This is a genomic window from Fibrobacter sp. UWB10, assembly GCF_900182935.1.
Taxonomy (GTDB): Bacteria; Fibrobacterota; Fibrobacteria; order Fibrobacterales; family Fibrobacteraceae; genus Fibrobacter; species Fibrobacter succinogenes_O.
On record NZ_FXUE01000005.1, the window covers coordinates 185051 to 198721 of the forward strand.

Genomic DNA, 13671 nt, shown 5'->3' on the forward strand with positions numbered 1-13671 from the left:
AATATTCGTGAATCGAAGCATCTTTGTCAGCGAAGGGTTAAGCCAAGAGGCCCGCAAGTTCAAGGAACTTGCGCAAGGTTTTGTCGCTATTAACGACATGACCCTTCAGCAGTTGCTCGAAAAAATCTGCGAATACGAACAGGAACGCGAAAGCACCCCGATTATAAACAAAGAAGACATTCCCCTTCTGGCAAATGCGATTGAATTTGAATCTGACGGCAACACGGAACCATCAAAAGCTCTTTACGCCGTCGTCGCAAAACTCTTAGGCCGAATTCAGGAACGTTTAAATCAGCTGCCCGATCGCCGAATTGATTTTTATTTTCACAAGGTATTAGGTCAAAAGCCAAACGAAGCTCATGGGGATCACGCTCACGTCGTTATCCCCGTAGAATCAAGCGGATTCCGGCACAAGCTTTTAAAGGGCGCACGCTTTATCGCAGGCACTAATGAAAACGGTGAACCCATCGAATACAAATCCGTAAACGATGTTGAACTGAACGACATTCAGGTGCAAAAAATCTACACCTTGGCCGTTCCCGAAAATGGAATCCCCACGGTCACCGACATTCCGGTATACACGCCGGAACAAGCCCTCGAAAGTAAAGACCCTACCCCGTATCCACTTTTTGGACTCACCCGCTCTGGCGACCGATCGGCCGCCTCACAAAACGCTCGTATCGGTCTAGCAGTATCCTCCAGACTGCTTTACTTGAACGACGGTATCCGACGTATTAAAGTAAAAATCTTCTTCGATACCGAAAGCGTCAAAGGAACCCTCCTCGAAAAGGGCCAGTCGCCAGAGCAATTTATCAAATTCTTCGAAAACGCCTTCCGCATTTCGCTTTCGACAGCAGAAGGCTGGTACGATGTTGAAGGCTATCAGCTAGATTCGAACCTTCTTGACTCGCGCACTGAGCAGAATTGTATTGGGCTGACCATACAGCTTTCGGAAATGGTTCCGCCGATTGTGAACTGCGATCCGGCCATACATGGAGCCGAATTCGACATGCAAGGCCCTGCGATGAAAATCATCGTTATGCCGCGGACCTCTTACAATTCTTGGAACACACTCCGAAAGCTTAAACTGCGCAAAATTTCATTGCAAGCCAAAGTCACCGGCAGCCGTCGGCTGGCACTCAGCAACGATATCGGCCCGCTTGCAACAAGCGCCCCGGTGCAGCCCTTTGGCCCCATGCCCGCCGTAGGCAACTCCTTCATTGTCGGCTGCGAAGAAATTCGCGGAAAGAGACTTTCTGCATTTAGCATTCACGGCAATTGGCGCGGGCTACCCAACGTCAGAGATTTTGGCGACTGGTACAGACTATACCCCGAAGCCCCGCTAACCCGCGATTTTAAAGTGGGCGTAAGCGCCCTTTTGGGAGGCACTTGGTACCCGTTCAGTTCGCAAGCAGCCATCGAGCAAAAGCTTTTCCAAATCGAGCCCGACAAAATTTCAGACCAATTTTATTTGTCGTGCGACGACGTTCTCGGAGGCTGTTCCGCAAGCCAGACCTACGATGCCGAAAATTTTGAATACACACCCAGCGCCCGCGACGGATTTTTCAAGATAAAACTGATATCGCCCGAAAAAGGCTTTATGCATCAAGAATATTCAAAAGTCCTTTGCGGGAACTTGATGCAACAGGCCATCAAAAAGAATTTCGGTCAAGACTTTAATTTACCACAACAGCCTTACACGCCGGAACTTGAAAACCTGTCGATTGACTACACTGCGACAGCAGAAATTAACTTGCGACATTCCGACAACAGCGATGGCGATTTCATCTACTTGCGCCCATGGGGCGTTAGCAAAAGATCGCAATTGCAGCTAGAAGGCGGCGCATTGCTCTTAGGGCTTGCCAATGCCAAGGCCGCCAAGAGCGTCAACCTGTATTTCGTATTAAATCGCGATTCCGATTACATTTACAACAACGAAGACTGCACCTACACTTGGTCTTACTTGGGCGCTAACGGCTGGACAAAGCTCCCTGCCGACAACATTCTATACAATACAACCGCCCACTTTACCACATCGGGAATTGTTTCGCTCACGCTCCCAAAAGATTTCCAGACCGATTCGCCGCTAATGCCCGAAGGGCTATGCTGGTTACGCCTAGAAACCCAAAAGTGCTGGCGGCATTGCAGCCGTTTGTTTGCGGTGTATGCACAAGGCATCGAAGTCGTGCGCTGCAGCGGATTTGGCACCAAGGAAAGTTTCAAGCATTGCAAGCCCGGAACCATTAACGAACTCGCCCAAAGTATTAGCGGCTTTTCGCAGGTTTTCCAGCTCGAAGAATCTTTTGGCGGCGAGCCTGAAGAAAACCAGAGCGAAATGCGGACACGAGTTGCAGAATACCTGTACCACCGCGACCGCGCCTTGACCGCAAAAGACTGCGAAAAACTGATTTTAGAGCAATTCCCCGAGGTGCACCTTGTCAAGTGCTTTGCTTGCCTAGACCCCGAAAAGCCAGACATTCCAACTCCCGGACAAATCCTTGTTGTACCTGTATCGTCTTTGTTCGACGACGGTCGCCGTGTATGGGACCCATGCCTTAGCGGAAAAACCCTAGAAGACATCAAAATCTTTTTGAGCCAAAGGACCTCTTCTTTCTCAAAAATCTCGGTCATGAACCCGTTATTCGAAAAAATTCAAATCCGCTGCAATGTGGATTTTATCAACGGAATCGACGAGGGCGAACGCCTTTTGGACCTAAACAAAGTAATCAACTGTTTTCTGTCACCGTGGAGTAATTCCCACCCCGAACACTTTTTCGGATGGTCGCTCAACAAGCAACACCTTTTATCACTTATCGAAAGTTTGCCCTATGTCAAAGCCGTCAGCGACTTCACGGTACTCAGAATTTGTTCGAAAGACAACTGCAATTATAACATGGAGGAATCCGACGAAAAGAATATTGGCTATATTCAAGGAACATATCCCTGGAGTATTCTCACGCCTATGAAAAGACATTTTATAAACGTCGTTGCCGAAATAGAAGAATCCAGAGATATCACAGTCGGCTTCGGCGATCTAGAAATAGGCTCAACATTCATTATTCAACGGAGAAACAATGGCTAAATTAAACCGTCCCCTGTTAAAAAATCGCTTTAGAGCAGGTCAAATGCCCTGCGAAGAAGACTTTTATGACCTGATTGATTCTATGGTCAACGTGGAAGAAGAAGGCCTCGAAAAAACGCGCGAAACCGGGCTCAAGATTTCGCAAATTACCGATTCGGGCAAACTCATGAGTTTTTACGAAAACACAACCGAGGGCAACCCGTTCTGGCATACCGAAATTCGCAAGAATTCAAATGAAAATAAAAGCAGTCTGCACATAAGCACCCCCGGCCTTGACGAATCGAAAAGCGTCATGTCGCTTATTGGCCCCACTGCTGACGAACAAAGTAAAAAAGCGTCTCTTGCAGTCGGTATCGGCACCCGCAAGCCCGAATGCGAACTCGACGTACACGGTGTCATTGCCTCAGAAGGCCGCATTGGTAAGGAAAACGAGAAATTCCCCGTTCCTACCGACGGCAATTGGCACGACATCACCAACGAAATGACCGGCTGTCAGGCGTTTGAAATTATAGCAGGAGCCGGTGGCCAAGAAGACGAAGGCCGTTTCGCACTTCTCCACGCTATAGCAGTCAATGTATTCAACTCGAACCCCGAAATTAACAAAACGCAATCTTATTACGGCGGACGCAGTTCGAAAGTTGAAATACGTTGGGTCAAAGGTTCCGATAAATACAGCTTTAAGTTGCAGCTCCGCGTACGCTGCGCCTACAAGAGCGGTTCCTTTGTACGTTATCGCATTACCAAGCTCTGGTACGACAACCTGATGGAAACAACCATTGATTAAAACTGTTTCCAAAAATATGCAGCCCGATGGGCTCGATTACGAGACGCTTCGCCTTGAAGGCATTCGCCTTATTCAAAAGTTATGCGGTAATGTCTGGACCGACTTTAACCCGCACGACCCGGGCGTTACCATTCTCGAGCAAATCGTATTCGCGCTCACCGATTTGGGGTACAAGACCGGATTCGACATCGAAGCCTTCTTGTGCACCCCAAGTGGCCGTATTGACTACAAACAAGAGGCCCTGTATACACGCGAAGAAGTCTTAAAGCAGTTCCCTGTTACCTGCGACGACTACGAGCAATTTTTTGCGCGCGAACTCGACTGCACGAAAATCAACTTCTGCCAAAGCGCGCCTGGAATTTACGACGTTCGCATTTGGCCAAAAGCATCTTCTCCCGAAAAACTCGATTCGCTATTAAATCGTTTTTCTGCCCTCTGGCACGATTGGCGAAACCTCGGCGAAGCGGTTGAAAACATTTCGGTAGAACCCAACGGTTCAGAACTTTCGCAATCGCGTTACGAACTGTTATTTGAGCCACAGGAGCTAGAGCCCGTTCTGCTCCCATCTGGGGCGGCATGCGACTTTATGGACTTTTTCCCCTTAATCGAGCAATTCCCGTCCATATACCGCTATGGTTCTAGCGCAGGCGAACTCAAGAAATACCTTGAACCGATTGAAGTTCTATTCAAGACTTTCTTGCAGGCCATGCAAGATTTCGCCGAGAGTTTTTCGCTACAGGCACCTGCAGCAGACTTTAACCGTTACAACCGCATTCTAGACCAAATGCTGGCCATGTACGGAGTCACATTCCCCGATGAGCTGTTTTTGCAATTGCGCGGAATCAACCCTAACGAAAGCGAATTTCCCATTCTTCGCCAAAGACTGCTGCAATATAAAATCTGCTACTTGATGCATTTGCCGGAACTCCACTTGCACCGCTGCGGAAAGTGGTGGAAACTGCGTATCGAAATCATGCTCGGGTTGACAAGCCTGAAAAAAGCCCCGCTCATGCGCATGCATGTGTTAGACGGCATTTTCACCAAGAACGCATTTGGCAAGGTCTTTATCGTTTGGTCATCGGAAACTCCGTTCACCAACACCGAAGAAAAGCAAAAAGGCATCGAACGCTTTATTCGCGACGAACTGCCCGCCCACTTGTGCCCCGTCTTTTACTGGGTACATACCCGCGAAGTTCTTTCGTTTATCAAATGCAGGACACACATCCTAGCACTTGAAAACTGGCTCGAGGAACATAAAGGCCGAATTTCGGAGGCATTATGGCTGTAGAGCAAATCAACAAAATAGACGATATGACTCTAGATTTGGTTTGCAGTAGCCGCGAACAAGCCGCCACCATTGAAGGCGCGCTCTACGATTTTGCACGCCACGATTTAATCGAAGCTATTGATGCCACGCTAAAAGAAATCGTCCCTGAAGACGAAGATTATATCATCGAAAACTTGGAAATTGACCTCGGGAGCATTCCCTCTCAAAATCCGCTGGACCACATTCGCAAGGCTTTGCCGCAGGCCATCGCAGAAAAAGTCAAGATCCAAATTCTCGAAAACAAGTGCACCCCTGTCGCCAAGATTCTGCAAGATTCATGCAGCCGCGGGCTCCCCTTGCAAAAATCGGCAACGATTGAAAGCGATATCCACAAGCGCATTGCCGAATGGTGCGAACAGCACGCCGAAGAAAAATTCAACCCACTGCAAGTCGCAGAAACAGTCCTCAAGCAGCTCCATGCGCAAAATCCTGGACTCGACATCAGGCAAATTGCCTGCAATACATTCGAAAAATTAAAGAACCTCGGCAAAAAAGACATCGCGGCTCCCAAAGCAAAACTGGCGCACGCAGGCGATTGCGGCATAGTACTGCTCGCCCCATACATTCCCATGCTTTTCGAAAAGACCGGCTGCACACACGCAGGCCAGTTCAGCGACAACACGCAAAGAGCCTTGGCTGTCTCTGTATTGAGTTACACGATATACGGGCGCTACACGCCCCCACCCGCAGACAATTCAGTCATCGAACTGCTCTGCGGCATCGACACAAGCAGCCCGCTCACCAAAATGCCCATTCTTTCAAACGAACAGAAAAGCATCGCAGAAAGCCTTTTGAACGGAGTCATTACCAACTGGAGCGCCATCGGGCACACATCGCCAGATGGGTTGCGGTCTTCTTTCTTGATTCGCGACGGAATCTTGACCACCGAAGACAACGGGCCTCACCTGAAAATCACCCCGATGGCATTCGACATTCTGCTCGACAAATTGCCTTGGAGCTACACGACTGTCAAACTCCCTTGGCAAAAAACACCTTTACATGTGACTTGGCGCGAGAGGTAAGAAATGGTAGAATCACTCAAGAATGAAATTGATTGGTGCCGCCAGGTAATTGACCTGCGCTTTGAGCAATATTTTTGTGCCGAAGACGACGAGCGCAAAACTCTCGACGTACGCTATTGCCCGCCCCCGGAACTTGACACCGAAACCCCTTATGGCCGAACCGTTCTACAACTGGAGCTCGGCTTTGACGAGCGCATTATTCTGACACTTGCGCTACTCCCCCATTTATGCCCGCAAACGCTCGATTCATTCTTCTTGAACAACAAGGTTCTTGGCAGGCCCTATACCGAATTTGGCGGCTGGCACGGCAAAAGCCATTCCGGCTTTTTGCCCACCTGCGAAACAGCGCTCTTTATATTGGCAGGCGACAACCTTGAACGCCGTATAGAATTAATGCGACTTTTGGAAAACGACCAAAAGCTAGTTTCAAGCCGCATTCTGCAATTGGAATACGGCGAACGCGGCGAGCCCGGCAATTCCGCCGCACTGCGAATTTCTTCGGAATACCTAGAATTCTTTACCACTGGCGTACAGAACAAGCCCGACTATAGTTCGCATTTTCCGGCCAAGCTTATCACCACGCGCCTAGAATGGGATGATTTGGTTCTCGAAGACACCACAAAAAATGAAATCGAGCAGTTGCTTACATGGATTGAGCACTCCGAAGAAATCCTCGACGAATTCGGACTTCGCAAAAATCTAAAACGCGGTTACCGAGTGCTTTTCTATGGCCCACCGGGCACCGGCAAAACCCTGACCGCCACCCTTATCGGCAAAAAAATGGATATGGACGTTTACCGCGTAGACCTGTCCCAAGTAATATCCAAATACATCGGCGAAACCGAAAAGAACCTTTCGAACATTTTCGACCAGGCCGAAAGCCGCAACTGGATTCTGTTCTTTGACGAAGCCGATTCACTCTTTGGTGCAAGAACGCAGACCAACAATTCCAACGACCGCTCTGCCAACCAAGAAATTTCGTACCTATTGCAACGAGTCGAAGACTTTCCGGGAATCGTAATCCTTGCAAGCAACTTAAAATCGAACATAGATGAGGCTTTTTCACGCCGATTTCAAAGCACCGTCTATTTTCCGTTGCCCGAGCCCAACGAACGCCTTACTTTGTGGAAAAACATTTTCCAGAATACAGAAGTCGAAAACCGAGACGAAATTTTCGATTACTTTGCAAACAATTATGAACTTTCAGGCGGCGCATTGACCAATGTAGCCCGATACGCCGCTATTTCAGCCATTATGAACAAACGCAAAATTATTAATAAATTAGATTTACAACAAGCTGTATCAAAAGAACTGCTTAAAGAAGGAAAAAATTTATGAAAAAAATAATTGCGTTAACAATCGCATATCTCCTCGTATTCTCTAGCGGCATTTTCGCTGCAAGCAACGAATTTACTTCGTTTGCCATATCAGACTCTCTCGTGCAGGCATATGACAACATGCCCAAAATAGCCGACACGGCAGACATTTTCAAAAAACTCGATTCAAGAGTCGGCATTTATTACATGGATCGATACGAAATGGCGAAAGATCTTCAGCTAGCGATATCGGACTATCCCCAATTCCACAGACGTGTCAACAATTTCGCATTGGCAGGAAAAACTGTTACAATCAAACTACTACAGCTTGATGGCATGTCTCCCGAAGATTCCATTATAGACCGCGTTTGGTTAACACCGATCCAAATGGACTCATTAAAAAATTACATTCGACAAGAAGCAATACATCTTTCGAATTCTCCTACCATCTCTAAATTCCTGAACAACATGAAAGGAATCGTCTTTGCCGATTCTATGATGATGCGACGTTACGCCCTAAGCCTATTCGCCGCCTCTCTTGGTGTTTGCTATGATACGAGTGGCACCTATCAAAATGTCAAAGACGTCCTTTGGACCGACAGCGAAATCGAAGACCTTTTTAGAACGAATAGCAAGCTTCCGGTTTACCCAACAAAAAAACAAGCCCAACAAAAAGATGCCGTTCTTGACAACGCCCAACGACTCCTCTCGCTACTCAACAAGCGTTACAGATTCCTGACTTGTTCCGAAGACCGCTGGAGCCATGCATTCTCCCTGCTAGACACGCTCTACTCCAGCCTTTTAGAAAACATCATCAACATGACAACAGATGTCCAGGTTAACTTTTCAGAAACAACCCCCGTTACATGGTATGCCAACGACTGCGGTTGCAGCCAATACAAGGAACTCAACGGCGATGTTTACGCCATATACCCTTACTGGCTTGCAAAAGAAGGCGGCGACACTCTTGACTTTTCTGTCATTACTCGAATCGCCTATTACGGGCTAACAGCCTCCCATAAAGGAAAGCTAGAAATGCCTTTGGGCTCGCTCGCCATAGACTTTTTCAACCGAGACGGTCAAAGCGAATTTGTCAACGTCGCACACAAACACAATGTTAAAGTAGACTGGATTATCAAAAAGAGCGAATGGGGTCCCCTTGCCAACGATCCCCAAAAAATGCAGGACTTCTTTACCACTCTTATCAACCAAATCGAGCAGCTCGTCAACAAGAAAAACAATTCCTTGTTCCAAAGATTTGTCGCAACGTTCACCTTAGACGGCAAAGACGCAGGCAATCGCGGCGACGGAGTAACACTCTGGTTCCAAAACTACCCCACCGACCCGGTTAACACGGAAATTTTCAGAGAAAACTTCTGGAGATTGCAAGAAACGCTAAAAACGGCGAATGAATTTGCATACACCAACTTGCTCATGCACCAAGCAGACCTTACCGAAAAAATAAACGTACGCAAGGATTCTACCTACGAAGCTCAAGAAAAGGGAATCTATAGCTACGACTTTTTCAGGACGCTCTTGGATGGTTCGCAGGCATACGGAGACATCGCAAGAAACTTCTTGATAGTCCTTAGCGACGAACCGGTATCGCGCAGCAAATTGCTCATATACCACGATTTGAATCAACAGCTCAAAGGCGACAATCGCACGAAAGTGCTCCACGCCGTTGTACCCATGTTGTGGCTCGATTACAGACAATGGGACCAACTCGAAGACGACGCCTCGTTCTACAACGACGCCTACTATTCACTGGGTGTTGCACCGTACGGCATTCCCAACGACACCGCATTCTTGGAACAGACCTTGGCCAACACGCTGTTGCAAAAGTTCGAAAAAGAAGATGGCTCGCATGAACGCCAGGGCGCAATCGCCGCCTTCTTCTGCACCCACCGCTGGGCATTCCGCTTGTTGAATACAGTCGTATACGCGCTCGTATTCTTGCTATTGATTTGTTTCTTTGTCAACTGCAACGTGAATTCCTATTTCTCAAAGCACTTGGCGCTGCTCGTGGCACTGGTCGCCATACCGCCGCTGCTCACATCGCTCATTCTTTCCAACTTTGACCCGATTTTCATGGATTATGTCGGTAAGGTCGGACAGTGGGGCTGTTTCGTGGTGATTATCCTGACAGTCATCGCCATCACCCTGCTCCAGGTTTATCGTTCCGCAGACTTTCCGAAAAGAAACTTAAAACATAAATAAGAAAAGGAGTACCTATGTTAAGCACATACGCTCAAAAATCAGAAACCGCCCAGCGCGTCGCAAACAGTAACGCCGCAAGCCTTATGGATTCTTCGCTGCAAAGCGCAAGCCTGCAACGCAAAGCAGACCTCATGGGCAATGCCCTCCAGCGCGCCTCCCTCGAAGAAGAGGAAGAACCCGTCCAAGGCAAATCTATCCAGCGCATCGTCGACGACGAAGAAGAAGAACAACTCGCTTAACAGGATAACACCATGAGCACCACATACGCACAAAAGTCCTCTACCGTCCAAAAGGTTGCAGGTTCCAAAGCCGCCTCGCTTTTCGATTCATCTTCTCAAAGTGAATCTCTACAGCGCAAAGCCAATATGGCCAACAACGCTGTCCAGCGAGAAGAATCCCCGCGACCGAACAACACGGGAATGCCGGACAATTTAAAGTCTGGTATCGAGAGTCTTTCAGGATTTTCGATGGACGATGTGCGTGTGCATTACAACAGTTCAAAACCCACTACCGTGCAAGCACTCGCCTACACGCAAGGAACCGACATTCACGTAGCTCCCGGCCAAGAAAAGCACCTACCACACGAAGCATGGCATGTAGCGCAACAAATGGCCGGTCGCGTTTCACCCACCACGAATATTAACGGTATGCCGGTGAATGACAATGCTTCGCTAGAGCATGAAGCCGATGTGATGGGAGACAGAGCAATTTCACCAAATATTTCGAAAAACAATGAATTAACAAGCTATCATCCACACAACAATACGATGGTAGTGGGCAGCGTATCCCAATTTGTTGGCCAATGGGAAAAAGAAGGCCAACTTGAGAAGTGGTCAAATTTGAGAAGTGGGGTCAGATGGTATAGGTATTCCGATAATGGTAGATGGTATAGGAATTCCGACAATGGTAGATGGTATAAGAATCCTGATTATAATAAAATATGGTATAGAATAGAAAACGAAGAAGCTATTCCTCAACAATTAAAAAAAAGCTATAAAGCATATTGCGGGAAAAAGTTATCAAGGGAAATCTGGGTAAAAATTCATGAGCTATGGGCAAACTCTGAGTTGAAAAAAGAAGGATGTCCCAAATTCGGAATGGAAGTTGAACTTGATAGAAACCGCTTAAATGGTTCTAAACATGGTTTTCAAGTAGCAGAAAACACCCCAGAAGAAAACTTTAAAGCAAAGAGTCTTTTTTCTATCGCAGATGGCCTTGTTGACGTCACCTTTGATACAGATACAAATTACGATACACAAAAAAGGAATCCGAGCGAGTTAGTGATAGAGTTAGTCTTTGACGCTCTAAAAATTCCTTTATATGATGATTTATACGCAATCGGAGAAAACATAGCATTAGAAATTCAAGATTTGACTTATGCCTATATTGAAAGAAAAAGAAATCAAGATATTGGAAAAGGGAAAATTACGCCAATCAATGTTGCTACAGATCACAACAAAACAATAATAGACAAAGATAAACTTGTTACATTTGGCATTCATGTGACAGCAGCATGTCCTTTGAGAAATATATTTAAAGTAAAAAAACCTGAGGCCAAAAGTACTACTGGTTTAAGCCATAATGCTAGAGAATTTTTTCAAGTACCATCTGGAATGAATCCAAAAGACGTATACAATTTTTATTACCTCCCATTAAAGGCTGATGAGCAACAAGAAATAAAAAATTGTTTTGATCATGAATCTTTTTTATTCCCACAGACCGAAACGTTTAAGAAGGAATTAAAAGATTTAATATCTAAGCATACTCCAACACCAACAGAGCATGATTTAAACGATGATGTACAAGCATTTTTTGATATTATAAACTCCTTTAACAAAGATTCCTCAAAAGATGACCCCAAATCTACAATGAGCATAATGAATAGAACCAGTTTTGGAAAAATATTTTCCTTAATGTCCCCTATATCACAGCAACAAGTTATTTTAAATTTCGACAATAAAGTAGATCAATTTTATTACGGAAAACAGGACTATAGAGTCGACAAACAAGGACTTTATACGTATTTAACCAAATTGTTTAATACAATCAACACAATCAACATCGACCCCGCCTATACCGTCCAATGCATTAATTCAGACCCCACTTATGTTGCTGCAGAGCATGAAAAGTATGGCATTTCTGGCTTAGGAGACTCAACAGAATCAATCAATCAGGAAGAATGTCCCATTTTTGAATTTCGAGGTTTATTCGACTTCAATGGTAAAAAAATCGATAAGTTTCCAGAATTCATACAAAATATAGCTAATCTTTTTTTGGATAAAGGCATACGATAGGATTTTTCACTCTCCTTCAAAATATGCAACTTGTCAAATAAGCAATAATGGAAAAATAATAGATAATATTATCCGTAAAAAGAAAAAACTTGACATATATAACAAATATACTATCCTGCGATTTACAGCAGGGAGTACGGTCATTTGCCAACCACTTCTTGTAAAATTCATTCAAAAGAACCTTGTCAACCTTCGGAAATGTAGAACAAATTAGAATACAGGTATTTATTTTCTATACAAATTTTCAAACTTCAACTCATTCTGCATATAATTTCATACGTATTTTTGACAAAATTGCAGTATATTACAAAATAAACAATTGATAAAAATTATATAACAATACATTGTTAGTTCCAATCACATATTAACAATAGTCATTTTATTCATATTCCAACAAATTACCGCCCCCCCCAAAAAAAATTTTTTTGAGTCTAATTCGAAAAAAAACAAACAATATTTTACAAAGAACACATGATTACCTATATTCCAAAACAAGTCATTGTACAAAAGGCGGACACGACCACCGCATCCACCGTTCTTGATTCATCTTCCCAAAATGAAGCCCTCCAGCGCAAAGCGGATATGACCAGCAACGCAGCCCAGCGTGCAGCCCCACCACGTCCGAATAACACAGGAATGCCAGACAATTTGAAATCTGGTATCGAGAGCCTTTCCGGGTTCTCGATGGACGATGTGCGTGTGCATTACAACAGCTCTAAACCCGCTACCGTGCAGGCCCTCGCTTACACGCAAGGGACCGACATTCACGTAGCCCCCTGTCAAGAAAAGCACCTACCGCACGAAGCATGGCACGTCGCTCAGCAAATGGCCGGCCGTGTATCACCCACCACGAATATCAACGGAATGCCTGTCAACGACAATGCTGCGTTAGAGCATGAAGCCGATGTCATGGGAGAAAAGGCTGTGCAATGTAAAGGGACCTTAAGCAACAGCTCCGCATATGTTGCCTGTAGCTCTAGAACAATACAACGCGAAATATTAAAATTAAAGCCTACAAAAGTTACCATTGCCCCCGCTATTGAAAATACAGGCGAAGGATCCAACACAATCAATCAACAAAAGCCTGCAAATGGCACTTATGGTGCTGGACAAGATACGACATTTCACCACATATTTCCTAAATCTAAATTAAAAGAACACGCAAGAAACATCGAAATCGCTTATCAAAAAGTACAAGATTTGCCCATAAAAAACACATTTCGCAAGCAAATGACACAATTGCGAGATCTTTGTATTAATAATAATAGTGCTAACAAATTTTATTGGCGATGTGGAACCGGTTTTTTCGGATATCCATCCACTTTTAGGAATGATGACCCAGACGACAGTGAAGAAACAAAATGTCCTTCAGGAATGAATGCAGATCTTTTTTACACAGCCCAAGTCATCCGCAATTATGATTTAATAAATTTTTCAAACGATGTTACATCCAATCAATTAGACACCGTAAATATAGAAAAATGCATTAAAAACGAAAAAAAGCTTGAAAACCACGAAACTGTATACGCAACGATTCCATTTGGTCTACCCAATCCCGACTGGAAAAGGGACGCACAAGGAAAATTCGGTATAAAAGGATCCGATCTAACTCTGATAAAAAACAAC

General features: G+C 45.3%; 7 protein-coding genes and 2 pseudogenes. All 9 read left to right on the forward strand.

All coding sequences use genetic code 11. The features are described 5' to 3' along the window. Positions 1 to 7: 7 nt before the first annotated feature. On the forward strand, positions 8 to 3082 hold the full coding sequence (locus tag QOL41_RS12255; protein WP_283429987.1) for a baseplate J/gp47 family protein: 3075 nt from the start codon (positions 8 to 10) through the stop codon (positions 3080 to 3082). Beyond that, positions 3075 to 3866, forward strand: coding sequence for a hypothetical protein (locus QOL41_RS12260; protein ID WP_283429988.1), 792 nt, complete (start codon positions 3075 to 3077; stop codon positions 3864 to 3866). The genes QOL41_RS12255 and QOL41_RS12260 overlap by 8 nt, the downstream gene beginning before the upstream one ends. Further along, the gene (locus QOL41_RS12265; RefSeq protein ID WP_283429989.1) at positions 3859 to 5154 is read left to right on the forward strand and encodes a hypothetical protein; all 1296 of its coding nucleotides are present in this window, start codon (positions 3859 to 3861) and stop codon (positions 5152 to 5154) included. The genes QOL41_RS12260 and QOL41_RS12265 overlap by 8 nt, the downstream gene beginning before the upstream one ends. Then, positions 5145 to 6215, forward strand: a complete 1071-nt coding sequence (locus QOL41_RS12270) for a contractile injection system tape measure protein (protein ID WP_283429990.1) — start codon at positions 5145 to 5147, stop codon at positions 6213 to 6215. The genes QOL41_RS12265 and QOL41_RS12270 overlap by 10 nt, the downstream gene beginning before the upstream one ends. A 3-nt stretch (positions 6216 to 6218) precedes the next feature. After that, positions 6219 to 7553, forward strand: coding sequence for an ATP-binding protein (locus tag QOL41_RS12275; protein WP_283429991.1), 1335 nt, complete (start codon positions 6219 to 6221; stop codon positions 7551 to 7553). Then, positions 7550 to 9751 carry a hypothetical protein gene (locus tag QOL41_RS12280; RefSeq protein ID WP_283429992.1) on the forward strand — a complete coding sequence of 734 codons (2202 nt, stop codon included), beginning with the start codon at positions 7550 to 7552 and terminating at the stop codon, positions 9749 to 9751. Before QOL41_RS12275 ends, QOL41_RS12280 begins: the two co-directional genes overlap by 4 nt. Positions 9752 to 9765: 14 nt before the next feature. Next, positions 9766 to 9990: a hypothetical protein gene (locus tag QOL41_RS12285; protein WP_173652723.1), complete on the forward strand. Its 225-nt coding sequence runs from the start codon at positions 9766 to 9768 to the stop codon at positions 9988 to 9990. 12 nt (positions 9991 to 10002) lie between these two features. After that, a pseudogene (locus QOL41_RS14210) lies at positions 10003 to 10464 on the forward strand (eCIS core domain-containing protein); the annotation flags it as partial. 2205 nt (positions 10465 to 12669) lie between these two features. Beyond that, positions 12670 to 12969 (forward strand): annotated as a pseudogene (locus QOL41_RS14215) (eCIS core domain-containing protein); the annotation flags it as partial. Positions 12970 to 13671 lie beyond the last annotated feature (702 nt).

Bases quoted from the DNA above. Each gene is read 5' to 3' on its own strand.
- QOL41_RS12270 (WP_283429990.1), top strand. From the start codon at position 5,145: ATGGCTGTAGAGCAAATCAACAAAATAGACGATATGACTCTAGATTTG.
- QOL41_RS12260 (WP_283429988.1), top strand. From the start codon at position 3,075: ATGGCTAAATTAAACCGTCCCCTGTTAAAAAATCGCTTTAGAGCAGGT.
- QOL41_RS12285 (WP_173652723.1), top strand. From the start codon at position 9,766: ATGTTAAGCACATACGCTCAAAAATCAGAAACCGCCCAGCGCGTCGCA.
- QOL41_RS12275 (WP_283429991.1), top strand. From the start codon at position 6,219: ATGGTAGAATCACTCAAGAATGAAATTGATTGGTGCCGCCAGGTAATT.
- QOL41_RS12280 (WP_283429992.1), top strand. From the start codon at position 7,550: ATGAAAAAAATAATTGCGTTAACAATCGCATATCTCCTCGTATTCTCT.